This is a genomic window from Microbacterium lacticum (assembly GCF_006716815.1).
Lineage (GTDB): Bacteria > Actinomycetota > Actinomycetes > Actinomycetales > Microbacteriaceae > Microbacterium > Microbacterium lacticum.
Genome location: NZ_VFPS01000002.1, coordinates 174,401 through 196,258, shown reverse-complemented (window position 1 = coordinate 196,258; position 21,858 = coordinate 174,401). Strand labels below are relative to the sequence as shown.

The 21,858-nt window shown below is 67.7% G+C and carries 25 protein-coding genes; 18 read left to right on the top strand and 7 right to left on the bottom strand.

Annotated elements, in window-relative coordinates:
* Positions 1-41: 41 nt before the first annotated feature.
* Positions 42-644: a TetR/AcrR family transcriptional regulator gene (locus FHX68_RS06655; protein ID WP_141268444.1), complete on the bottom strand. Its 603-nt coding sequence runs from the start codon at positions 642-644 to the stop codon at positions 42-44.
* Between the two features lie 423 nt (positions 645-1,067).
* Positions 1,068-1,667 carry a TetR/AcrR family transcriptional regulator gene (locus FHX68_RS06650; RefSeq protein ID WP_141268442.1) on the bottom strand — a complete coding sequence of 200 codons (600 nt, stop codon included), beginning with the start codon at positions 1,665-1,667 and terminating at the stop codon, positions 1,068-1,070.
* 80 nt (positions 1,668-1,747) lie between these two features.
* On the opposite strand from FHX68_RS06650, the gene FHX68_RS06645 reads away from it, so the two are divergent.
* The 3 genes from FHX68_RS06645 (at position 1,748) to FHX68_RS06635 (ending at position 4,033) form a co-directional block, all read left to right on the top strand.
* Complete coding sequence (locus tag FHX68_RS06645) at positions 1,748-1,954, top strand: MFS transporter (protein WP_211345066.1); 207 nt, start codon at positions 1,748-1,750, stop codon at positions 1,952-1,954.
* A 67-nt stretch (positions 1,955-2,021) separates the two neighbouring features.
* Positions 2,022-2,996, top strand: coding sequence for an IS481 family transposase (locus tag FHX68_RS06640; protein ID WP_244926834.1), 975 nt, complete (start codon positions 2,022-2,024; stop codon positions 2,994-2,996).
* 2 nt (positions 2,997-2,998) lie between these two features.
* Positions 2,999-4,033 carry an MFS transporter gene (locus FHX68_RS06635; protein ID WP_141381653.1) on the top strand — a complete coding sequence of 345 codons (1,035 nt, stop codon included), beginning with the start codon at positions 2,999-3,001 and terminating at the stop codon, positions 4,031-4,033.
* Here FHX68_RS06635 and FHX68_RS06630 read toward each other — a convergent pair.
* Positions 4,030-5,004, bottom strand: coding sequence for an IS481 family transposase (locus FHX68_RS06630; protein ID WP_141920038.1), 975 nt, complete (start codon positions 5,002-5,004; stop codon positions 4,030-4,032). The genes FHX68_RS06635 and FHX68_RS06630 overlap by 4 nt on opposite strands.
* A 196-nt stretch (positions 5,005-5,200) precedes the next feature.
* Between FHX68_RS06630 and FHX68_RS06625 the strand changes: the two genes are divergently transcribed.
* The 3 genes from FHX68_RS06625 to FHX68_RS06615 all read left to right on the top strand — a co-directional run bounded on the left by FHX68_RS06625 (position 5,201) and on the right by FHX68_RS06615 (position 7,648).
* Complete coding sequence (locus FHX68_RS06625) at positions 5,201-6,202, top strand: IS481 family transposase (RefSeq protein WP_141919996.1); 1,002 nt, start codon at positions 5,201-5,203, stop codon at positions 6,200-6,202.
* A 223-nt stretch (positions 6,203-6,425) separates the two neighbouring features.
* Positions 6,426-7,346 (top strand): helix-turn-helix domain-containing protein, encoded by a 921-nt coding sequence (locus tag FHX68_RS06620; RefSeq protein ID WP_141268440.1) that lies wholly within the window; start codon positions 6,426-6,428, stop codon positions 7,344-7,346.
* Positions 7,347-7,453: 107 nt separating this feature from the next.
* Complete coding sequence (locus tag FHX68_RS06615) at positions 7,454-7,648, top strand: hypothetical protein (RefSeq protein ID WP_141268438.1); 195 nt, start codon at positions 7,454-7,456, stop codon at positions 7,646-7,648.
* A gap of 78 nt (positions 7,649-7,726) precedes the next feature.
* On the opposite strand, the gene FHX68_RS06610 is transcribed toward FHX68_RS06615, so the two are convergent.
* From FHX68_RS06610 to FHX68_RS16130, 3 genes are all read right to left on the bottom strand, one after another.
* Positions 7,727-8,428 (bottom strand): hypothetical protein, encoded by a 702-nt coding sequence (locus tag FHX68_RS06610; RefSeq protein ID WP_141268436.1) that lies wholly within the window; start codon positions 8,426-8,428, stop codon positions 7,727-7,729.
* Between the two features lie 390 nt (positions 8,429-8,818).
* On the bottom strand, positions 8,819-9,007 hold the full coding sequence (locus FHX68_RS16135; protein WP_255314043.1) for a tetratricopeptide repeat protein: 189 nt from the start codon (positions 9,005-9,007) through the stop codon (positions 8,819-8,821).
* A gap of 4 nt (positions 9,008-9,011) precedes the next feature.
* Positions 9,012-9,215, bottom strand: coding sequence for a tetratricopeptide repeat protein (locus FHX68_RS16130; RefSeq protein WP_255314042.1), 204 nt, complete (start codon positions 9,213-9,215; stop codon positions 9,012-9,014).
* 313 nt (positions 9,216-9,528) lie between these two features.
* On the opposite strand from FHX68_RS16130, the gene FHX68_RS06600 reads away from it, so the two are divergent.
* The 5 genes from FHX68_RS06600 to FHX68_RS06580 are packed head-to-tail and all read left to right on the top strand — an operon-like array spanning position 9,529 to position 13,788.
* Positions 9,529-10,728 carry an MFS transporter gene (locus FHX68_RS06600; protein WP_229661641.1) on the top strand — a complete coding sequence of 400 codons (1,200 nt, stop codon included), beginning with the start codon at positions 9,529-9,531 and terminating at the stop codon, positions 10,726-10,728.
* 12 nt (positions 10,729-10,740) lie between these two features.
* The gene (locus FHX68_RS06595; protein WP_141381470.1) at positions 10,741-11,526 is read left to right on the top strand and encodes an SDR family NAD(P)-dependent oxidoreductase; all 786 of its coding nucleotides are present in this window, start codon (positions 10,741-10,743) and stop codon (positions 11,524-11,526) included.
* Positions 11,527-11,537: 11 nt separating this feature from the next.
* Entirely contained in the window at positions 11,538-12,356 is an 819-nt protein-coding gene (locus FHX68_RS06590) for an alpha/beta hydrolase (protein WP_141381469.1), read from the top strand.
* A complete protein-coding gene (locus tag FHX68_RS06585) occupies positions 12,353-12,874 on the top strand; it encodes a hypothetical protein (protein WP_141381468.1) in 522 nt (173 codons plus the stop codon). The genes FHX68_RS06590 and FHX68_RS06585 overlap by 4 nt, the downstream gene beginning before the upstream one ends.
* Positions 12,875-12,876: 2 nt before the next feature.
* Positions 12,877-13,788 (top strand): MsnO8 family LLM class oxidoreductase, encoded by a 912-nt coding sequence (locus FHX68_RS06580; protein WP_244926833.1) that lies wholly within the window; start codon positions 12,877-12,879, stop codon positions 13,786-13,788.
* A 77-nt stretch (positions 13,789-13,865) separates the two neighbouring features.
* Here the strand turns inward: FHX68_RS06580 and FHX68_RS06575 are convergent, their stop codons facing one another.
* On the bottom strand, positions 13,866-14,735 hold the full coding sequence (locus FHX68_RS06575) for a helix-turn-helix transcriptional regulator (RefSeq protein ID WP_141381466.1): 870 nt from the start codon (positions 14,733-14,735) through the stop codon (positions 13,866-13,868).
* Between the two features lie 148 nt (positions 14,736-14,883).
* On the opposite strand from FHX68_RS06575, the gene FHX68_RS06570 reads away from it, so the two are divergent.
* The 7 genes from FHX68_RS06570 to FHX68_RS06540 all read left to right on the top strand — a co-directional run bounded on the left by FHX68_RS06570 (position 14,884) and on the right by FHX68_RS06540 (position 21,839).
* Complete coding sequence (locus tag FHX68_RS06570; RefSeq protein ID WP_141920121.1) at positions 14,884-15,858, top strand: IS481 family transposase; 975 nt, start codon at positions 14,884-14,886, stop codon at positions 15,856-15,858.
* A 152-nt stretch (positions 15,859-16,010) separates the two neighbouring features.
* Positions 16,011-17,387, top strand: coding sequence for an MFS transporter (locus tag FHX68_RS06565; protein ID WP_229661654.1), 1,377 nt, complete (start codon positions 16,011-16,013; stop codon positions 17,385-17,387).
* Positions 17,388-17,473: 86 nt separating this feature from the next.
* Positions 17,474-18,397 carry a helix-turn-helix domain-containing protein gene (locus tag FHX68_RS06560; protein WP_342353560.1) on the top strand — a complete coding sequence of 308 codons (924 nt, stop codon included), beginning with the start codon at positions 17,474-17,476 and terminating at the stop codon, positions 18,395-18,397.
* 214 nt (positions 18,398-18,611) lie between these two features.
* Positions 18,612-19,691: an ArdC-like ssDNA-binding domain-containing protein gene (locus tag FHX68_RS06555; protein ID WP_141381548.1), complete on the top strand. Its 1,080-nt coding sequence runs from the start codon at positions 18,612-18,614 to the stop codon at positions 19,689-19,691.
* A complete protein-coding gene (locus FHX68_RS06550) occupies positions 19,691-20,617 on the top strand; it encodes a bifunctional DNA primase/polymerase (protein ID WP_141381549.1) in 927 nt (308 codons plus the stop codon). Before FHX68_RS06555 ends, FHX68_RS06550 begins: the two co-directional genes overlap by 1 nt.
* The gene (locus tag FHX68_RS06545) at positions 20,614-21,456 is read left to right on the top strand and encodes a DUF2637 domain-containing protein (protein ID WP_174799194.1); all 843 of its coding nucleotides are present in this window, start codon (positions 20,614-20,616) and stop codon (positions 21,454-21,456) included. The genes FHX68_RS06550 and FHX68_RS06545 overlap by 4 nt, the downstream gene beginning before the upstream one ends.
* Complete coding sequence (locus FHX68_RS06540; RefSeq protein ID WP_141920119.1) at positions 21,453-21,839, top strand: hypothetical protein; 387 nt, start codon at positions 21,453-21,455, stop codon at positions 21,837-21,839. The genes FHX68_RS06545 and FHX68_RS06540 overlap by 4 nt, the downstream gene beginning before the upstream one ends.
* The last annotated feature ends 19 nt before the right edge of the window (positions 21,840-21,858 follow it).

Here is a 21,858-nt window from a genome sequence, read left to right as displayed (position 1 = left end):
CATACGGGTGGCCCGCAGTCGCGACCTGCGGGCGGGGGTGGTTAGGGGCGGAGTCCGTCGAGGGTGGCCATGGCGACGCGCCTCAGTTCATCCGCCCGGATTCCGGCCTGGGCGAGCACGCGAACACCCGAGATTGCCGACACGACGAGCAACGCGGCCTCGCGAGGGGAGATGTCGTTGCGCACGGTACCGTCGCGCTGGCCAACGCCGACGGCGTGGGCAAGCAGAGAGAGCTGGCGGTCGAGACTCTTGTCAAGGAGCCGCCCTACGCGCTCATCTCGACCCTGGACGTCGGGGGTCATCCGCGAGCCGACGACCATACATCCAGCGGCATGACCATCGGCGGCCGCCTCATCTTCCTCGGCGAGGATGAGGTCGAGCACGCCACGCAGTCGAGACATCCCGTCAAGCTCCGCATCTTCGAGCACCAAGGCTTGTGCCGCACCGGTGGTCTCGACGTAGCGCTCCAGAGCGCGCACGAAAAGCTCGTCCTTGGACTGGAACGCATTGTAGAGACTGCTGCGCCGCACACCTGCCGCCTCGCAGAGCTGTTCGGTGGAGGTGTCGGCGTAGCCGTACACACGAAACTGTGCGGCGGCAGCATCGAGGGCAGCAGTCTCGTCGAAGGAGCGGGTCCGGGCCATGAGGACCACCCTACCAGATTCTGTACTTAAGAATCCAGAACCCTGTCCGTCACTCTTCCCGTGACCCGCGCCACATGCCCCCATGGCAGGTCGTGTCGATAGGCAGCGACCCCCGATTCGGGATCGGTTCGCGGGGGTACTCATCGTCGCGACGCTAGGCTGGCGTTGTTGGATCACGCAGAGCAGGAGACGCCACTACCTTTGCGATCCGACAGGGTGCTGACTTCGGTGTACTGCTGGCTCCAATAGCGGCAGGCGTCAATGACCCGCCCTGCGTTCAGCGCCAACTACTGGGGCGGCGAGCACCTCCAGGTCCACGGACGGGCGGATCGCCGCGCTCACGACGATCAAGGACGCGCTCCAGAGGCTCACCGCGCCTCGATCGAGCGGGTGAGTATCGCTCGATCCGTCGAGCCGAGCTGATCACGGAAGTGCTGTGGCCGAGATGCTGGCGATGTTCTCCAGCTCGCGCCGGGGCGCGCCGTCGCGCGCTCGTTGCACTAGTCCGCTTAGGACAGTCATGACGTAGCCGGCCAGCCCGGGTGCGTCCGTGCTCTGGGGCAGCAGGCTGGCAGCGATGTCCGTCTCGACCCTGTGTCGGAGTTCGTGGGTTTTCTGCTCACGCAGCCGGGACAGCGTGGTGCGGATGTGGTCGTCGTCGGTTCCCTGATCGCCGGCGGCCATGAGGCAGCCGCGCGGCAGTCCGCGCCGCGTGTACCGCCGCGGGGCCTCGGCGAGGATGCGTCGCATCGCCTGCGCCGCCGTGGGCTCCTCGTCCAGCGCAGCATCGATGAAGCCCCCGTACTCCTGGTCGTACACGCCCACGGCCTCCTCGAAGAGCGCGCGTTTGCCGCCGAACGCGTTGTAGAGGCTGGGCTGCCCGATGCCGAGCGCTTCGCTCAGGTCGCGCACCGATGTCGCCTCGTACCCCTTGCGCCAGAACAGTCGGATCGCCTGGTCCAGCGCCGCGTCGCGGTCGAAGCCTCGCGGACGCCCTCGCGTCGGTGTCGTGGTGGCAGCCATGGCACTCATTTTATACCGAACGCTACACATCTGCTAGGCTCCCAGTATTTACTAGCGCCCGCTACAAAAAGGAGTGAGGTATGACAGCAAGACGGGACGGGCTGCCGCTGGCAGTCTGGGGCATCGGCTTCGGGATCTTCGCGCAAGGCACCAGCGAGCTCATGCTGGCCGGGATGCTCCCGGAGATGGCCGCGGACCTGGAGGTGACGATCCCGCAGGCCGGCTGGCTCATCAGCGCGTTCGCGCTAGGTGTTCTTCCCACGGTGGTTGTGAGCAGCGTGGCGTGACGGGATGAGGTGAGGACCTCCGGTATCGATGTGGGTTACCACACTCACTCGATCCACGGAGGTCCTCGTGTCATACGTTACCCACGCTCGCGCCGCGCTCACCGTCGATGGGCGGATCAAGATCGCTCGGCTGGTGATCGAGGACGGCTGGACGCAGGCTCGTGTCGCGGAGCGGTTCCAGGTCGCCCGTGGCACGGTCTCCAAGTGGGTCGCCCGGTATCGTGCCGGCGGACGCGCGGCGATGCAGGATCGCTCCTCACGGCCGGCGAGCTCGCCATCGCGGACGCCGCAGCGTATGGAGCGGCGGATCATCGGGTTGCGGGTGACCCGACGTTGGGGCCCGCATCGGATCGCGTACCACCTGCTGCTGCCGCAATCCACGGTCTCGAAGGTGCTGAAGCGGTACCGGGTGCCGCTGCTGGGGCAGGTCGACAAGAACACCGGTGTTCGGGTGCGCAAGCCGAAGCCGGTCCGGTACGAGCGACAGGCGCCGGGCGAGCTGGTGCACGTGGACGTGAAGAAGCTCGGCCGGATCCCTGACGGTGGCGGCTGGCGCACGCTGGGACGTGCCACGGGCCGCAAACGCCGCTCCGGGGTCGGCTACTCGTATCTGCATTCCGCGATCGACGACCACGCCCGACTGGTCTACTCCGAGATCCTCCCCGACGAACGCAAGGACACCGCCGGCGGGTTCTGGCAGCGCGCCAGCGCGTTCTTCGCCGGGCACGGCATCACCGTGCAGCGGGTGATGACCGATAACGGCTCCTGCTACCGGTCCAAGGTGTTCAACGAGGCGCTCGGCGAGAACGTGAAGCACAAATACACGCGGCCCTATCGGCCGCAGACCAACGGGAAGATCGAGCGATTCCACCGCACCCTCGCCGACGAATGGGCCTACGCCCGCCACTACGACTCAGACCAGCAGCGAGCCGCCAGCTACGACGCCTGGCTGCACCACTACAATCACCATCGACCCCACACCGGCATCGGAGGCCGAGCACCCATCGACCGCGTCCACAACGTCAGTGGGAAGAACAGCTAGGCATGCTCGTCGGCGCGCCGATCCTGGCGGTGCTGACCCTGCGCTGGCCGCGCCGCCTCGCGCTGCTGGTGTTCATGGCGATTTTCGTCCTCAGCCATGTCGTCAGCGCCCTGACCGACAGCTACGGGCTGCTGTTCGCGATGCGCTTCGTCGGTGCGTTCGCCTACGCCGGATTCTGGGCGGTCGGCGGCAGCGCGGCGATGGCGCTGGTCGGGCCCGAACGCCGAGGTCGGGCGATGAGCGTCGTGGCAGGAGGGCTCACGGTGGCGACCGTGATCGGTCTGCCGGCCGGCACCTGGATCGGGCAGCACATGGGCTGGCGCGGGGCGTTCTGGACGGTCGCGGTCCTCTCGACCATCGCCGCCGTCGCCCTCGTCGCCTCCGTGCCCGCCCTGCGACCGGAGAACCCGGCGAGCTGGCGCGAGGAGCTGCGCGGGCTCAGGCCGCCCAGGCTGTGGCTGTCCTACGCGATGACCGCGGTAGCGACCACCGCGCTGCTGGGCACCTTCTCCTACCTCGCAGCCATGCTGATCGAGACCACCGGCCTCGACTCCGCCTGGGTGCCGGCGGTGCTCTTCGGCTACGGGCTCGGTGCCCTCATCGGCATCGCGGTGGGTGGGAAGGCGGCCGACCGCTTCCCCCGGGGAGTTCTGGGCGTCGGCTTCACGGGGCTCCTGGTCTCATCGCTGCTGCTCGCTCTCACCGCGCACCACGCGGGCGCGACCGTCGTGCTCGTCGTCGCGCTCGGCCTGCTCGGGTTCAGCACCAACCCGGCGCTGAACTCCCGTTTCATGGCCATCGCCCCCGGCGCTCCCACGCTCGCGGTGTCGGGGAACATCTCGGCGTTCAACGTCGGGATCACCCTCGGCCCCTGGATCGGAGGCCTCCTTCTCACCGGCGGCCACGGCTATCCGGCCATCCCTGCCGTCGGTGCCGTCATCGCCACCCTTGCCCTGCTGCTCTGGGGATGGGACCTCGCTCTCCAGGCACGCCAGTCCCAGCACGAGACGCGAGAAGTTGTTGCGACCCGGGGCTAGGTGTACTGACCTCGACCGTTGTTGATTCGGTCGATGGGGGTTTTGCCTCCGATGCCGAGGTGGTGCCTGTCTAGGTTGTAGTAGTCGAGCCAGGTCGTCAACCCTGCTTTTCGGTCGTCGTTCGAGCTCCAGGGGCGGGCGTAGGCCCACTCGGTGGCGAGGGTGCGGTTGAGGCGTTCGACTTTCCCGTTGGTCCAGGGGCAGTGCGGTTTGATGAACCGCTGTCGGATGCCGTGCGCGTCGACCACGGCCTTGAACGCGGCCGAGTGGCGGTAAGCGAACGCGTTGTCGCTGATGACGCGTTCGACTGTGACGCCGAGGCGCGCGTAGAACGCGATCGCGCGGTCGAGGACGCCCGCCGCGGTGGTGCCTTTCTCGTCGTCGTGGATCTCCGCGTAAGCAACTCGGGAATGGTCGTCGATGACGGTGTGCACGTAGTCGTAACCCAGGCCCCGCTTGCGCGCAGGACGTTGCCCGCGGCCATGCAGACGCCATCCGCCGCCGTCGGGGATACGGCCGAGTTTCTTCACATCAACGTGGATCAGGGACCCGGGATGATCATGCTCGTAACGCTGCGCGGATCGGCGGGTCGCGCGGATCACGGACCCCGTGACCGGGTCCAGCTCCCGCAGCAACGGCACGTGGTGGCGGCGCAACACCCTACCGACCGTTGAGGCCTGCAAGCCGAGCTTGTCAGCGATGAACACCGGCCCACGCCGAGTGAGGTGCCGCATGATCCGCACCCTCGCCTCCACGCACGCTTTGGTCTGGCGAGGGTGGGAGCGGGCGACGCTGGAACGATCGATCAGGCCCGCCGGGCCGCACTCCCGGAACCTGCGCCACCACCGCCACGCGGTCGTGCGGGAGATCCCCATTTCCGCGGCAACATGCGCGACCGCACGCCCCGACTGGATGCGCTGAACCATGATCAACCGGCCGGCCGGAGTCAGCCGGGCATTAGCGTGAGACAAGAGAGACCTCCGTGCGTTTGAGCTGAAGAACTTAGACAGCTCCAACTCGACCCCGGAGGTCTCTCCTACGTCAACAACGATCTGGGTCAGTACAGCTAGGTGTACTTCCTCGGGAGGTTGTGAACGGGTGAGGTAGGCGAAGACCTCCGGGCAGGATGTGGGTTACCACACTCGCATCCTGACCACGGAGGTCATCGTGTCTCACGCTAACGCGCCTTTGACGCCGGAAGGGCGTCGTCGTCTTGCTGTCCTCGTCGTGGATCGGGGCTGGTCGTTGCGGCGGGCAGCGGAACGGTTCCAGTGCTCGCCCGCGACGGCGAAACGGTGGGTCGACCGGTATCGGGCCGGGCTGCCGTTGACGGACCGCAGCTCGAGGCCGCAGACCTCGCCGAACCGGCTCCCGCGGAAGACGGAGCGGAGGATCGTGTCGTTGCGGTTCACCCGCCGGTGGGGTCCGCACCGGATCGCGTATCACCTGGGCCTTGCCCGCTCGACGGTCGGCCGGGTGCTGGCCAGGTATGGGATGCCGAAGCTCGTGAACATCGATCAGGCCACCGGGCTGCCAGTCCGAAAGCCGACGCCGAAGCGGTACGAGGTCGCAAGACCGGGCCAGCTGATCCACGTCGACATCAAGAAGCAGGGCCGGATCCCTGATGGCGGCGGCTGGCGCGCCTTCGGCCGCGGATCGGCGCAGGACCGTGCCGCGGCATCCGTCCGTGACAAGGCCGCACGGGCAGGAGCGGCCGGCTCCCGCGGCTACCGGTATCTGCACCACGCCGTCGACGACAACTCGAGAGTCGCGTACTCGGAGATCCTCGACGACGAACGCAAGGAGACCGCGGCAGGGTTCTGGACCCGCGCGAACGCGTTCTTCGCGAGCCTCGGAGTCACGGTCACCGCCGTGATGACAGACAACGGCGCGTGCTACCGGTCACACGCGTTCGCGGACGCGCTCGGCGACGGCGTGAAGCACAAGTGGACAAAGCCGTATCGGCCACAGACCAACGGAAAGGTCGAACGCTTCAACCGCACCCTCGCCGCCGAATGGGCCTACGCCAAGCCCTACGCCAGCGAAGCAGAGCGAGCCGCGGCCTACGAGACCTGGCTGCATCACTACAATCACCACAGACCCCACACCGGGATCGGCGGCCAGACCCCCTCAGCCCGCGTTCACAACCTCACGGGGAAGTACAGCTAGGCGGCAGGATCGCCGAGCGCGGACTCACACGAGCGGTCACCGTCACACTCACGGGAACAGAGTTTGCGCTCCTCATCTGTGGCAGCACCGGCGGGGCAGTCGCTGGGTTCGCACTGGTCGAAATCACCTACTTCTCCGCGTTCCCGCCGTTGGACACACGGATCATGGGATGAGTCCGTCATCCACCCGCACCGGGTATCGCCGAGTCCGGTAGTGAGTGGCCATGGCGCGGCGGGCATTGCAGGACTATCAAGTCCTGCTGGCGCGGACACAGACAGTGCACCGGCCCGTCGGGCCGCTCGCATACGACTGTGTGAAGGTCATCGTCGTCCGTGATGGGTCGGCGATCCTGTTCAGCGAGTTCGGACAGAAGCCCGTCCGGCCGGGGGATGTGATCTTGCTCGGCCCGAACGTATTGTGCGGTTCCGAGCCCGAGGGGCACATCACGGTCACGACGATCTATGCCGATACCGACTACGTGATCGACCAGGCCTTTTGGCAGTACGCCGGCATCCTGCATGACCGGCTTGATGCGCCGGTGTTCGTCAAGGAGACCTTCACCGAGCCCGCCCAGATCATCCGCCTCGGCGAGCATCAAGCCGGGCTGCTCATGCCATGGCTCGATGAGCTGGTCGCACTCAGCCTCCACGATGAGGAGGCACGGTTCCATCGGATGCAAGCCCTCTGGTTCGCGGTCATGGACCAAATCGCTCCGCACATCCGAGTCACCGATCGTCGCATCTCATCCTCGCAGCGGGCGAAGAGCGTTCCGGTGCATCCGCGGGTTCGGCGGTTCGCCCCGACACGGGCGGAAGCGGCCGAGGTGCGTGAAGCGCTCAGCGCTGCGATCGCCGAGCCGTGGACGCTGGACGAGCTGGCGGGGATGGTGCATCTGTCCTCGAAACAGCTCGGCCGGGTGTTCACAGACGCCTACGGCAAGACCCCATTGGCGTACTTGACGATGCTGCGGGTCGAGGAGATGGCGCGTCTGCTCCGGGAGACTGACCTCACGATCGAGCAGGTCGGCCGCCGGGTCGGCTGGCACTCGCGCAACCGTGCCACCTCAGCATTCCAACAGGCGACCGGGCTGACTCCGAGCCGTTACCGAGCCATGCGGGTGACCGAGAACCAGCATCCTGTCTGAGAGTGTTTCACCGCCCTCGCGGCGGACTGCCGGGCTCCCGTAGTGCACCCGGTTGGTGACGCTGCGGTTCAGAAGATGTCTGCCTCAGCAGGAACAGGAGGAGAAGGATGGACTTTAAGAAGGCCGCTGAGATCGTCACGGTGGACCAGAACGAGAACGGCTGGGGCGACGAAGGCCCCATGAGTCAGACCGAGGCGGTCCGGCATGTGCGCAGCACCATGTCGTTCGAGGATGTGATCGACTACGGCGACGAGAACACCGAAGCGTACCGCCAGATCCTCTCCAGTCGAGAACTGCCATGATGCGGCGCTGACGCCACCCAATCAGAAGGCACCAGGATCATACGATCGTGGTGCCTTCCCGCGTCCGACCGGCCTCGTCTACAGGCCGCGCCCGCGATCAAGAAGTGCGGGCGGCTGGTCGGTGGCGTCTGCGGATGCAGCGAACAGATTCGGAAGCAACCGCCGCCGCACACCCTGCCCCGGCGAGGCGCCGACCTGATCGCGCTGCGCCTCGACCTGGGCGGTGAGGTCGTCAACTCGTTCGCTCAGTTGCACGACCTGTGCCCGGAGTTGCGCGTGCTCGCTGAGGAGACGTTGCAGACCGCTCGCGCTCACGACCTGCGCAATCTCGGGGGTTGCGGCGGATTGCGTCTCGGCATGGACGACGAGGAAGTCGCCGGCCTCGTCCGGGTCCAGGACGCCGAACCCGGACAGTCGGCGTTGCGCGATCCGGGCGAACATCGCGGTGCGGGCGACCTCGGGTGGGAACTCGTCCGCGAAGGCGTTGTCCATCGCCTCGCCGAGGAGATCGATCGCTTCTGATGACAGCGTGATCGGCTCGTCTCCCTCGAAGGCGGCGGCCAGATCTTCACACTCGTTCATCACCTCGTAGTGCGCGCCGGCCATTCTCTCGATCTCCGGCGTCAAACCCGAATGGATCGGCTCGCCCGGCTCTCCGTACACGTGGGCGTCCAGCAGCTCGGTGCCTTCATGTTCCCGGTACTCGCCGTAGCGACGCAGCTCGTGAGCAACGGCCACCCGCTCCGTCCCGGTCAGGGTCAACAACGTCTCCTCGGGCACGTCAAGCTCCCTTCTGCTCGCGCACTCCAGGTCGCGAGCTACCGGTCAGGTGATCCGGCGAACGCTCAGCAGATCCCGCCGAGCGCGCGTGAAGGCGCGATCGAGATTCCGCGTCTGATGCGATTCGTCATCGTCGCACCTCGCTTGAAAGACGTGTGGCAGCTCATGAGGCGCTCCGGGCTGGGGTTGACTCAGGCGGGTCTGCTCGCGGAACAGACGTCTGGCCGACGACGATCAGGCGATGGGCCGCGCCGGCTGGGCGCTGTGAATGACGGTCGTCGTACACCGGGCAGGTGATCTTCCCGGCGAGGGACGTCACGAGGGGTGCGCTCACCGGACTGGGAGGCTCAGTCGCGGCTAGCTTGAAGTCGGGGTGCTTTCCTCCACGAGTTAATACGTCAATATGAACGACCTATTTGTGGCGAGTTCGCGATGACGCGTGAGTACAGCGGGAGAGTCTGAGCGAGCCGTGAGGGCTACGCGCAACGCCTCGTCGGGCCGTCCAGCGTCTCGAAGCGCGAGCGCGAGAAACGTCTGCGCGGCATCGCCCGTGGTCTCGTAGCCCGGCTGATTCCTCAGGAGATCAACTACGGCCTTCGGCGTTCCGCAGTGAGTTGGCGAGCTGCATCATTCCTTGCGCCCGTCTGGGCTCGGAGAGTCCGCGGTCGAGGGCGGCCCGGTAGAGAGAAACAGCTTCGTGTTCCTTGCCGAGGTAGTCGTGGACGGACGCCCACTCGTACAGGGCGCCTGGATCGTCGTCGGCGCGCTCTGCGACCAGGGCTTGCATGTGGTCGAGCATCGTGTCGGGTGCGGTGTCGTCTACCAATTCCCAGAACGACGCGATCCGGCTTACCAGTCGGCATCCATCCCGTCAGGATCTCGCGCAGTCGATGCTCGCGCGGCGGTCAGCCTGCCCCTGTCAGTGCTAGGCAACTCGGGGTTCTGGCTACCCCGCTGTAGCCCGAGCAGGGTGGATGCATGACCGGTTCGCAAGCTCTGCTGCTGGTTGGTACCGCCAGATGTTTCGAGAAGGGAAGCGCCGTATGACGACCACTGTCCGTCCCGCACCTGATGCTGAGGTCGGCCAACCATCGGCTGCCTTGACGCGACGGAAGGCGGCACTCGCGCTGTTCGCGCTGAGTGTCGGCGGGTTCGGGATTGGGCTGACCGAGTTTGTCATCGCCGGACTCCTCACCGAGGTCGCCACGGATCTGGGTGTCACGATCAGCCAGGCCGGGCATCTGGTCGGCGTCTATGCGCTCGCGGTCGTGCCCGGCGCTTTGCTCATCACCCCTTTTCTCATGCGGCGACCCCCGAAGTACGCGCTCGCGGTGCTGCTCGCGTTCTTCGTCGTGGGGAATCTGCTCTCGGCGTGGGCGCCGACGTATGAGGTGATGCTCGCGGGAAGGATCGTGGCCGCGCTCGCGCACGGCGGCTACTTCGGCATCGGCGCCGTGCTAGCCGCCTCCCTCGTGCCCCCCTCGAAGCGGGCATCGGCCGTGGCGGCTCTGTTCGCCGGCCTCACGATCGCGAACGTCCTCGGCGTGCCCGCCGGAGCGCTCGTAGGCCAGCAGTACGGATGGCGGATGGTGTTCTGGATCATCAGCGCGCTCGGCCTGATCGCGCTGGCCGGGTTGATCGCTCTCGTACCGAAGACGGAGCCGGAGCGGGATCAGCTGCCCGTCGCCCAGCAGTTCAAGGCCCTGGCCCGCCCACAGGTGCTCGCCTCGCTGCTGACCACCGCGCTGGTGTTCGGCGGCATGTTCGGCGTGTTCACCTACATCGAGCCGCTGCTGCGCGAAGTCACCGGATACTCGGCCACAGCGATCCCGTGGCTGCTCGTGATCTTCGGGGCCGGCCTGTTCGCGGGCAACATCCTCGGCGGCAAGGCCGCCGACAGGAACGCGGACAACGCCGTGCTGATCCTGTCGATCCTGCTGCCGATCGTGATCCTGACACTGGGTGCGGTCGCAAGTATGCCGGTGCCGGTCGCGATCGGGCTGTTCCTGCTCGGCCTGGTCGGCTTTGCGACCGTGCCCGGTCTGCAGGCGCGGGTGATGCGGCACGCGCACGGTGCTGCGACGCTCGCGTCGGCGACGAACATCGCCGCGTTCAATCTCGGCAACACCATCGGTGTCAGCCTCGCCGGGGCCGCGATCGCCGCCGGGTACGGCCTCGTCAGCCCCACGGTCGTGGGCGCGGGTCTCACGGTCATCGGCCTGGCGGTGATCGTCGTCGCCCGCATCGCCGCACGGCGCCAGGCCTCTTCATCCGCTCGCCACATCAACTCGGCAATCTAGGAAGGCTTCACCATGCATCTCGATCTCGAAAGCCGCGTCATCATCGTCACCGGTGGCACCAGCGGCATCGGCCTCGCCACCGCGCACGAACTCGCAAGCGAAGGGACGAGCGTAGTGGCGGTCGCCCGCCGCGGTCCCGGCGACGGCGTGCTGCCCGCATCGGCGCACTTCGTCGCCGCCGACCTGAAAGCATCCGACGCCGCGGCCCGGGTCGTGGCGAAAACCGTCGAGCGGCACGGCCGTATCGATGGGCTGGTGAACAACGCCGCACTGTTCGATACCCGCGATTCGTTCGAGGCGATCGATGACGAGCTGTGGGAGGCGACGTTCGAGGTGAATCTGTTCGCGCTCGCCCGTCTCACTCGCGCCGTGATCCCGGCCATGCGGGACGCGGGCGGCGGAAGCATCGTGCATCTGGGCAGCGAAGCTGCCAGGATGCCCGATCCGACGATGGCCGCCTACGCCGCGTCGAAAGCAGCGGTGCTGTCGCTGTCGAAATCGCTGGCGATCGAGTACGGGCCGGCGGGGATCCGCTCGAACGTCGTCTCACCCGGCCCGACCCGCACCGCCCTCTTCGACGCCCCGGGCGGGTTCGCCGAGCAGCTCGCCGCGCGCTTCGGCACCGACCCCGACACGGCCGTTGATCGGTTCATCAGTGAGGAGCGCCGCCTGCCCACCGGCCGAATCGGCAACCCGGAGGATGTCGCCGGGGTGATCGCCTACCTGCTCTCGCCGAGAGCGGGGCAGGTGACGGGTGCGGAGTGGTCGGTCGACGGCGGCGCCCTGCGCCAGATCTGACCGGACCCATCATGACCACGATCACTGCCCCTGAGACGACGCTCTCCAGTGCTGTCGCCTCCGATGGCGCACCGGTGCCGCTCCTCGTGCACAGACCGGCGAACCCGCGCGGCTGGATCGTCTGGGCGCACGGCGGCTCCTGGCAGCACGGCTCCGCTGCCGCCTGGGCGCCGGTCACCGCCGCCCTCGCCGCTTCATCGGGATGGGTAGTCGTCTCGGTCGAATACCGGCTCGCCCCGGCTCACCGGTTCCCGGCGGCGGTGCTCGACGTGCTTGCAGCACTCGACTGGGCCGAAACCCACTCGGGGGACCTCCCGGTAGTCGTCGGGGGCGACAGCGCCGGCGGCACAATTGCCGCCTCCGCTGCGCTCGCCCGGCGCGATACCGGCGATCGGGTGCCGGCCCAGGTGTTGGCGTATCCACCGCTCGATCCCCGTTGCGCCAGCCCTTCCTATCGCGCCAGGTCTGGCGCGTTTCCGAACCGGGCCGACCTGCGTGCGGCGTGGCGACTCTGGATGGACAGCACTCCCGAGCCGACGATCCTGCCCACCCCGCTGGAGGCTCCGAGTCTTGCCGGGCTGGCGCCGGTGTCCCTGGTCGTCGGCAGCGACGATCCGGTTCGCGACGACGTGATCGCCTACGCCGACCGCCTCCGCGCCGACTGCATCCCCACGACCTTGGAGGTGCTGCCCGGCGTCGGGCACGCCGACGTGCTCAGCCCTCGTAGCCGCGTGCTGTCGGCGGTACCCGCAGCCCTGTCCGAATCATCCCTGTCCGAACTATCCACTCCGACACCTCAACCGACACACCTGGAAGGAACCCCATCATGACCACCACCACTCCCGCACCGCTGGAGGCGTTGACCCGTCACTTCATCGACCTGCGCGACGGCAACCACTTCGGCCACGTCACCCGCTCCGGTAAGGAGACCGCCTTCGGGGAGGCCGTCCAGCTCCTCGACAACCCGGCCCGACAGGTACTGATGGAGTTCAACGAGCACCTGCTCGCCGGTACCGGAAGGATCGACGCCACCGGTCTGCACCGCGACCAGCGTGGCGGGCTCATCGCGTCCTGGCTACTGACCTGGCCCGAGCAGCGCGCCGCGAACCTCTCTCCCATCAGCCTAATCGCGACCTACGGGGCCGGGTTCCACCACCCGCACCTGCGCGGCGCGACCATCGGCGAGTGGCCGCTGAACGTCGCCGAGCCGGAGCACGCCGAAGAGCTGGTGCCGGTGCTGCGCACGATTGCCGGCGCCGACATCCACAACCTCGTGTTCCAGGTCGGCGGCGACTGGCGCATCATCCCCGCACTCCACCCCGCAATCACCGAGAAGAAGTCAGCATGAGGATGTCGATCCTCGACCAGGTGCCGATCACCGAACACACCGCGACCAGAGCGGAGGCCGTGCAGAGCGGTCTCCGCCTGGCACAGGAGGCCGAAGAGCTCGGATTTCACCGCATCTGGTTCGCCGAGCACCACCGCTCAGCCGCCTTCGCCAGCACCGCACCGGAGATGATGACCGCGCTCGCCCTGGAACGCACCGAGCGCATCCGGGTCGGCACCGGCGGCATCCTCCTGCCGCTGTATCCGGTGCAGAAGGTCATCGAGGTGATGGCCCTGCTCGGTCAGGTGAATGGCGACCGCGTCGATGCCGGCGTGGGACGGGCGGCGCTGGATGACGCGGACTACGGGGAGAAGATCGCCGCACTCGTCCACGCCCTCGGTACCCAGCATCCGTCGGGGGCGGGTGAGCCTGATGGCCGGGTCTGGGTGCTCGGAGCGGGAGGCTCCGCCGCACCCCTCGCCGGCCTCGTCGGTGCCGGGTATGCGCACGGGCATTTCTTCGTGCCCCGCGGCGGCGAAGCTGCGACCGCCGCCTACCGTGCAACGGCCACCGAGCATGGTCATGGCGCCCATACCGTGTTGGCTGTGCGCGTGATCACCGCCGAGACGCACGAACGCGCCCAGCAGCTCGCGGAGGCGATGCTGCTGTGGCGGGCACGCAAAGACCTCGGCTTCGACGGGCCGATCCCGTCGGCCGAGACCACGGCACGGCACGAGTGGACCGATGCCGAGCGCACCCGCGCGAAAGCCCGATCCCAAGCGATCATCACGGGCACGCCCGACGAGGTGCACACAGAGCTGACGGCTCTCGCCGAGGCGCACAGCGCGGACGAGGTCATGATCAACACCCTCACCAGCGACCCCGCCGACCGACTGACCTCGTACCGGCTGCTGGCCGAACGCCTCATGGAGTAGTCGTCGCGGTCACCGCACGAAGAAGCGCTCCCAGGATCATCTCTGGGAGCGCTTCTTCAGCGCGTCGGGGCGACCGGTTACGACGCCGAGGTCATTAGCCGCAGCGCGGCGAAAGATGGGCTGCCGGGCTCGGCGGTGTGGGTGAGGATCCGCTGCCCGTTGCCCTCGGGCAGATGCAGCACCTCGTACCCGAGTTCGAGTTCCCCGACCTCGGGATGACGGAAGCGCTTCGCTCCGCTCGTGCACAGCCGAACGTCGTGGCCGGCCCAGAGGCGGGCGAACTCGGGGCTGTTCATGCTCAGCTCCCCGACCAATTCTGCCAGGCGCCGGTCGTCGGCGAACTGCGCCGCAACGTAGCGCAAAGAGGCGACGGCGAGGGCAGCCTCGTCGGTCCAGTCGACGTAAAGGTCGCGGGTGTGCTCGTCCAGGAACAGCAGCTTCAACTGGTTCGGACGATCCTCCACCCATGAGGGCGCATCGCAGTCGAGGTGCCCGGCGAGTAGGCGGTGGCCGGCCCGGTTCCAGGCGAGGATGTCGTTGAACCGGCCCAGCAGCACCGCGGGCACATCACCCATCGAGTGCAACAGTTGCTCCGCGCCGGGCTTGGCGATCTCCGGTTTCGACGCCTGAGGTCGCTTCACCGGGGCGGGGTGCGCCAGCGCATACAGATGCGCCCGTTCGTCGTCATCGAGCTGCAGGGCACGCGCGAGCGCATCGATGATCGCATCCGAGGCGTTCTGCGACTGCCCCTGCTCCAGCCGCGTCAGATACGTCACCGAGACTCCGGCCAGCTGCGCGAGCTCCTCCCGGCGCAGGCCCGGCACACGGCGGCGACCGTAACTGTTCACGCCGGCATCATCCGGAGTGATGCGGTCCCGGCGCGAGCGGAGGAACTCGCCCAGCTCGGTGACCGGGCCATCGGTATCAGTGGACTGCGATAGTGCCATGCCATCTATTGTCCCGCACGCGTACCGACGGAGCCTGACCCTGCCAGTGCTAGGTGTACTGACCCAGATCGTTGTTGACGTAGGAGAGACCTCCGGGGTCGAGTTGGAGCTGTCTAAGTTCTTCAGCTCAAACGCACGGAGGTCTCTCTTGTCTCACGCTAATGCCCGGCTGACTCCGGCCGGCCGGTTGATCATGGTTCAGCGCATCCAGTCGGGGCGTGCGGTCGCGCATGTCGCCGCGGAAATGGGGATCTCCCGCACGACCGCGTGGCGGTGGTGGCGCAGGTTCCGGGAGTGCGGCCCGGCGGGCCTGATCGATCGTTCCAGCGTCGCCCGCTCCCACCCTCGCCAGACCAAAGCGTGCGTGGAGGCGAGGGTGCGGATCATGCGGCACCTCACTCGGCGTGGGCCGGTGTTCATCGCTGACAAGCTCGGCTTGCAGGCCTCAACGGTCGGTAGGGTGTTGCGCCGCCACCACGTGCCGTTGCTGCGGGAGCTGGACCCGGTCACGGGGTCCGTGATCCGCGCGACCCGCCGATCCGCGCAGCGTTACGAGCATGATCATCCCGGGTCCCTGATCCACGTTGATGTGAAGAAACTCGGCCGTATCCCCGACGGCGGCGGATGGCGTCTGCATGGCCGCGGGCAACGTCCTGCGCGCAAGCGGGGCCTGGGTTACGACTACGTGCACACCGTCATCGACGACCATTCCCGAGTTGCTTACGCGGAGATCCACGACGACGAGAAAGGCACCACCGCCGCGGGTGTGCTCGAGCGGGCGATCGCGTTCTACGCGCGCCTCGGCGTCACAGTCGAACGCGTCATCAGCGACAACGCGTTCGCTTACCGCCACTCGGCCGCGTTCAAGGCCGTGGTCGACGCGCACGGCATCCGACAGCGGTTCATCAAACCGCACTGCCCCTGGACCAACGGGAAAGTCGAACGCCTCAACCGCACCCTCGCCACCGAGTGGGCCTACGCCCGCCCCTGGAGCTCGAACGACGACCGAAAAGCAGGGTTGACGACCTGGCTCGACCACTACAACCTAGACAGGCACCACCTCGGCATCGGAGGCAAAACCCCCATCGACCGAATCAACAACGGTCGAGGTCAGTACAGCTAGGCAACCGCAGGCCACGCAAACCGGGGATCTGGCTACCTCTTCCGCATCGTCCGAGTCTGGATGTCATGAGCCAAACAGACACCTCACCACCACCCAGTACCGCATCGACACCTGTTCCGGCGGAGCGGTTCACCGCGGCACAGAAGATCGCGATGGCGGTCCTGCTGACCGCGAACTTCACCCTCGCAGTCGACTTCTCGATCCTCAACGTCGCCCTGCCGCACATCGGCACCGAGCTCGGTTTCGCGACCTCCGCGCTGCAGTGGATCGTCACCTCCTTCGCGCTCTGCGCCGCAGGGTTCACCCTCTTTTTCGGCCGCGTGGCCGACCTGTTCGGCCGCAAGCGCCTGTTCATGATCGGGATCGTGCTGCTCGGCGTCTCCTCCCTCGCAGGCGGGCTCGCCACCGAACCCGTGCTGCTCCTCGCCGCCCGCGTCGGGCAGGGCATCGCGACCGCGATGGTCACCCCGGCCGCGCTGTCGCTCATGACCACGATGTTCCCCGAAGGCCCGGCCCGATCCCGCGCGCTCGGCCTCAACGGCGCGCTCATGGCCGCCGGCTTCACCGCCGGAGCCGTGCTCGGCGGACTCCTCACCGGGGCCGTGTCGTGGCGGTGGGCGTTCTTCATCAACGTCGTCGTCGCCGTCGCGGTGATCGCCATCGCCCCGTTCGTGCTGCGCGAGCCCGCCCGCGGGGCGCGCCCGAAGCTCGACGTACCCGGAGCCGTCACCATCACGCTCGCGCTGGTGGCGCTCGTGTTCGGGATCGACACCGCCGGCCACAACGGCTGGACGCATCCCGGCACCTGGGGACCGATCCTGGGCGCTCTGATCCTGTTCGCCGTGTTCCTGAAGATCGAGGCCCGCGTCACCGAGCCCCTCGTCGCACCGGGCCTGCTGAAGCGCTCGAATATCGGCTGGGGCAACACCGCCGGGCTCCTCGCCTTCGGCACCTTCACCTCGCTCGTCTTCCTGCTGACGCTCTACCTCCAGCAGATCCTCGGCTACTCCGCTATCACCGCGGGCCTCATTCTCGGAGTGCTCGGCATCGGCACCGTGATCGGCGGCCTCGTCGCCCCGAAGATCATCGGCAAGACGAGCGCGAAGACCGCCATCGTCGCAGGCCTCGTCGTGCAGGCCGCCGCCACGGCGCCGCTCGCATTCGCGGGCGACACCCGCGCGTGGCTGGTACCGGTGCTGATCCTCACCTTCGTCGGCGGAATCGCGAACCTCGTCGCAATCGTCGGCTACGTCGTCGCCTCCACCTCCGGCGTCCCTGCAAACCAGCAAGGACTCGCGACCGGCCTCGTGACGATGAGCCAGCAGGTCGGCATCGCCCTCGGCACCCCCGTCATGTCGGCGATCGCGACCGGCATGGTCGCCGCGACTCTCCTGCCTGGGCTGCAACTCGCGATCGGTGTCAACGCCGTGATCGCGATCGGTGCGGCGATCCTCATCGTGGCGTTCCTGCGTCTACCCAAGGCAGTCGCACCGGTCGCAACACCCGAACCGGCCGACATGACCGTCTAACACACGGCCCTCATCATGAACGCCCCGCGAGTTCCTACCCTCACTGGAAGCTCGCGGGGCGTCCACTTGTTGCCGGACTGATCGCGGTGTTCGAGTCCGTTCTTGCGCGAACCAGCACGATCCATCGCCCTGTTGGTCCGGTCGCCTACGACTGCGTGAAGCTCATCGTCGTGCGCGATGGGTCCGCGATCCTGTTCAGCGAGTTCGGTGAACAACCAGTCAAGCCCGGTGACGTGGTGCTGCTCGGCGCGAACGTGCTGTGCGCGTCGGAACCGGAGGGGCATGTCACAGTCACTACGATCTACGCCGACACCGACTTCCTGCTCGATCAGTTGTTCTGGCAGTACGCCGACGTCCTCCGCGACCGCCTTGACGCGCAGGGGTTCGCCGACACGATCTACACCGAACCCGCCCAAGTGCTCCGGCTCGGGGAAGACCGCTCTGGAATGTTGATGCCCTGGTTGGACGAGCTCGTCGCACTCAGCGTCGACGGGCATTACAGGGAGCGGTTTCATCGGATGCAGGCGTTGTGGCACGCGATCATCGACCAGATCGCGCCGTACATCCGCATCACTCCGTATCGAACTTCACCGCACCAGCGGGCACGGCTCCGCCCGACGTTACCGAGGGGTCGCCGGTTCGCGCCGTTGCGGGCGGAGGCACGCCAGGTGCGCGATGTTCTGCGCAGTGACATCGCTCGGAGCTGGGGACTGGCAGAGCTGGCGGGCATGGTGCATCTGTCCACGAAGCAACTCAGTCGCGTGTTCGTGGACGCCTACGGAAAGACGCCGTTGACGTATCTGACGATGCTGCGGGTCGAGGAGATGGCTCGACTGCTGCGGGAGACCGACCTGTCGATCGAGCAGGCGGGTCGACGAGTCGGGTGGCGTTCTCGCAACCGCGCGTCGGCGGTGTTTCGCGAGTGCGTCGGGATCACGCCGAGCCGGTACCGAGCGATGCGCTCCGCGGGCAGCAGCATGCACACGAATGAGACATCGGTGCCCACCTAAACGACCCCATCCCGGGCCGCCGCGCCCACAGTCGCGGTTTCGTTGATATCCCGTTGTTCTACGTCAGGTGCCTCCGAGTTCCTGCCGGCCAACCTACCGCTCCATTCGTTCGCTGACCGTCTCGACACTCTCCGGATACACCTGGCTCACCTCGCAGGTGCAAGACCAGCCACCCACACCCCGGGTGGCTGGTCTACCGAGAGGAGGCCGAACGATGGCGACGAGGGAAGAGACCCGCCAGAAGCGGGAAGAGAAGCTCGACGAGCTCCACGAAAAGCTCACCGGTGCGGTCGAGCAACTCGTCACGGGCGAGGACTGGGCCGACGCGCTCCGATTCGCCGCCCGCTTCCGGTCCCGCTCGTTCAACAACGTCCTACTGATCTGGGAACAGCATCAAGCGGCGTTCGAGCAGGGACGGGTGCCCGAGCCGTTCCCCACCTATGTCGCCGGGTACAAGCAGTGGCAGCAGCTCGGCCGGCAGGTCGAGAAAGGCCAGCCGGGGTACCAGATCCTCGCCCCGGTCATGGGCCGGTTCGCGTCCGCGAACCCCTCGGACCCTACCTCCTGGTACCGCCTGAATCGCGGTGAGAAGCCGAAGCCGGGCGAGGTGGTGCGCTCACAGATGGTCGGCGTGCGACCCGCCTACGTCTGGGACGTCTCCCAGACCGCCGGTGATCCGATCCCCGACGCGCCGTCGCCGGTGCTGTTGGCGGGCGAAGCCCCCGATGGGCTGTGGGACGGGCTCGCGCAGCAGGTACGGGCTGCCGGGTTCGAGCTGATGCGGGTGCCGCACGAGGGGATGATCCGCGGCGCGAACGGTCTGACCGATCTCGAGGCGAAAACGGTCGCGGTGAGGGAGAACATGGACCCCGCCGCCCAAGTCAAAACCCTGGCGCACGAGCTCGCGCATGTCCTGATGCACGACCCCGACCGGGAGGACGCCCGCCAGCATCGCGGGATCGGCGAGGTCGAAGCCGAGTCCGTCGCGCTGATGATCGGCGCCGCCCACGGAATGGACACCACCGGTTACACGATCCCGTACGTGGCCGGATGGGCCGCGAATGTGGACGGCAAGGAACCCGTCGAGGTCGTCAAAGCGACCGGTGAGCGGGTGCGGAAGACCGCAGCGGGGATTCTCGACCTGCTCGACACCGTGCAGGTGCCCGACGGCGCCCCACCGGGCCTGGACCGTGATGCGCCGCGGCCTGCGCGTTCAAAGGAGCACAGCGCTGCGACGGTTTCGGAGCCAGAGCACAGCCGAGCCCCGGAGCCGGCGACTGCACGGGGGTTGTGATGGCTGCCCGGACCGCCTTCACGACCGCTCTCGCCGGGCTCGCCCCGGATGCGCCGTTGCCGATTGCGGCGCGATTGTTCGCGCAGGCGGGGGTGCCGGTGTTCCCGTGCGCGCCGGGCGGGAAGAACCCGCTCACCGAGCATGGCTTCCACGACGCGACCACGAGCCTCGCCCAGGTGGAGTCGTGGTGGCAACGGTTCCCGGCGGCGAACATCGGGATGCCCACCGGCGCCGCCTCCGGCGTGGTGGTCGTGGACGTCGATGTGCACGGCGTCAACGGCTATGACGCCTTCCGCCGAGTACGTCGGGCGGGGCTGGTGAATGGGTGGGAGGCGCTGGTGCGCTCACCGACTGGGGGCCTGCACGTCTACTACCCGGCCGGGAACGGTGAGCAGCCGTCGTGGCAGGCCGGGCGTGCGGGGATCGACTTCCGTGGGGACCGCGGGTACATCATCGTGCCACCGTCTCACCGCATCATCGGCGGCGAGACGAGCCTGTATCGCCTGGCGTCGCTGAGTCCGACGCCGGGCCGGGCATTGGATGCGTCAGCGCTGCGGACGTTCCTGGACCCGCCGCGTCCGCCACGCCGGCTTCCCGAGCGGGGCCACTCGACGGGGCGGACTGATCCGTTGAAGCTCGCGAAGTGGTTGGGCGGTGAGCGCACGGATCGCAATCACAAGTTGTTCTGGGCGTCCTGCGTGCTCGCCGAGGAGGGCGTGCCTTATCGGGATGCGCTGGCTGCGATGCTCACCGTCTCCCAGCCTGACTTCGGGCAGCGCGAGATCGCCCGCACCGTCGCCAGCGGCTACAAGCGCATCCACCGCGACGCGCCCCGCCCCAGAGACGCCGACATGGCTCGGCCCGGCCCTGTACACGATCTCGATGCGGTCCCTGAGGGTCGTGTCTCGTCGAGGGGGCTGCGATGAACCTTCCGGAGCGTCGTGGGTGGGCGGTGGTGACGGCCGCGTCGGGCACCGTGCTCATCGGGGCGGGGGCGTTCTGGTTGAGCTTCACCGCGCTTGCCGATCTCGCCATGCGGTCGGGCATCGCGGCTGGGCAGGCGCGGATCTGGCCGCTGCTGGTGGACGGGCTGATCGTGGTCGCGACGGTCGCCGTCGTCGCGCTCGACGGACACCGGACGGCCTGGTATCCCTGGGCGCTGCTGATCGCCGGTGCGTTGGTGTCGGTGACCGCGAACGCGGCCCACGCCCTCGTCACCGCCGAGGCGACCGTGCCCGGGGTTCTGGCCGCGACGGTCGCCGCCGTCCCGCCCCTGGTGCTCCTGGCGTCCACTCATTTAACGGTCGTCCTCATCCGCTCCACCCGTATGGCCGAGACATCGACCGCCGAACAGTCGGCACCGGTCCTGCTCCCGGCGACCAGTTCCGAGGACGAGGCTCCCCACCTGTCGACTCCGGAAGCGCTGGCGCTGGTGGAGCCACCGGAGACGGAGGAGCTTGCCGCCTCTGCCGCACCTGAGTCTGTTCCGTCTGAGCCGGTCGCGCCCGAGCTATCCGAGGCCGATACGCCGCCGGTGGTGGAGGCCAGCACGGGGCGGCGTGAGCGTGCCGCCTGGTTGCGGGGTGAGGGGTGGTCGAACAAGCAGATCGCCCGCGCTATGGGCGTGCATCCCTCGACCGTGGGCCGGTGGCTGCCGCGCCCACCTGACCCCGAACTCGATCCCGACTCGCAGGGGTCGTCTGCGCCGTCCGGCCCGACAGGGGTCGGCATCCCATCCGATCACTCTGAGGAGGAATCATCATGAACGCCGAACAGCATCCGCACGACCCGCAGCGGCCGCCCGATCCGTCCCCGATGCCGGAGCGGCCTGAGACGTCGGCGGGGATGGTGCCGGAGGCGATCCAGGCCGCCGACGTCGACCGCGACCAGCAAGCCGAACTGGATACGGAGAAGCCGGCCCGTGGGGTCCACTGGGTGCGCCCCTCGGATCTGATGTCGCGAGCCGGCGGCGCCGTGTCGCGGCGCGGGATCGATCTCCAAGCGGACCTATCCCACCGAGCCCGGGCCAGTCTCGCGACCGGTGCGAAGCACCTGGTCGCCTCCGCGAAGCGGTTGCCGCCACTGTCCGCGTTCGGCCGGGAAGGGAATGCTGAAGCTTTGGTTGACTCTGGGACTGCTTTGATTTGAAGGATCGGGGCGGGAAGGA

Bases quoted from the DNA above. Each gene is read 5' to 3' on its own strand.
- FHX68_RS06655 (WP_141268444.1), bottom strand. From the start codon at position 644: ATGGCCCGGACCCGCTCCTTCGACGAGACTGCTGCCCTCGATGCTGCC.
- FHX68_RS06650 (WP_141268442.1), bottom strand. From the start codon at position 1,667: ATGGCTGCCACCACGACACCGACGCGAGGGCGTCCGCGAGGCTTCGAC.
- FHX68_RS06645 (WP_211345066.1), top strand. From the start codon at position 1,748: ATGACAGCAAGACGGGACGGGCTGCCGCTGGCAGTCTGGGGCATCGGC.
- FHX68_RS06635 (WP_141381653.1), top strand. From the start codon at position 2,999: ATGCTCGTCGGCGCGCCGATCCTGGCGGTGCTGACCCTGCGCTGGCCG.
- FHX68_RS06620 (WP_141268440.1), top strand. From the start codon at position 6,426: ATGGCGCGGCGGGCATTGCAGGACTATCAAGTCCTGCTGGCGCGGACA.
- FHX68_RS06615 (WP_141268438.1), top strand. From the start codon at position 7,454: ATGGACTTTAAGAAGGCCGCTGAGATCGTCACGGTGGACCAGAACGAG.
- FHX68_RS16130 (WP_255314042.1), bottom strand. From the start codon at position 9,215: ATGCAAGCCCTGGTCGCAGAGCGCGCCGACGACGATCCAGGCGCCCTG.
- FHX68_RS06595 (WP_141381470.1), top strand. From the start codon at position 10,741: ATGCATCTCGATCTCGAAAGCCGCGTCATCATCGTCACCGGTGGCACC.
- FHX68_RS06590 (WP_141381469.1), top strand. From the start codon at position 11,538: ATGACCACGATCACTGCCCCTGAGACGACGCTCTCCAGTGCTGTCGCC.
- FHX68_RS06585 (WP_141381468.1), top strand. From the start codon at position 12,353: ATGACCACCACCACTCCCGCACCGCTGGAGGCGTTGACCCGTCACTTC.
- FHX68_RS06580 (WP_244926833.1), top strand. From the start codon at position 12,877: ATGTCGATCCTCGACCAGGTGCCGATCACCGAACACACCGCGACCAGA.
- FHX68_RS06575 (WP_141381466.1), bottom strand. From the start codon at position 14,735: ATGGCACTATCGCAGTCCACTGATACCGATGGCCCGGTCACCGAGCTG.
- FHX68_RS06565 (WP_229661654.1), top strand. From the start codon at position 16,011: ATGGCGGTCCTGCTGACCGCGAACTTCACCCTCGCAGTCGACTTCTCG.
- FHX68_RS06555 (WP_141381548.1), top strand. From the start codon at position 18,612: ATGGCGACGAGGGAAGAGACCCGCCAGAAGCGGGAAGAGAAGCTCGAC.
- FHX68_RS06550 (WP_141381549.1), top strand. From the start codon at position 19,691: ATGGCTGCCCGGACCGCCTTCACGACCGCTCTCGCCGGGCTCGCCCCG.
- FHX68_RS06545 (WP_174799194.1), top strand. From the start codon at position 20,614: ATGAACCTTCCGGAGCGTCGTGGGTGGGCGGTGGTGACGGCCGCGTCG.
- FHX68_RS06540 (WP_141920119.1), top strand. From the start codon at position 21,453: ATGAACGCCGAACAGCATCCGCACGACCCGCAGCGGCCGCCCGATCCG.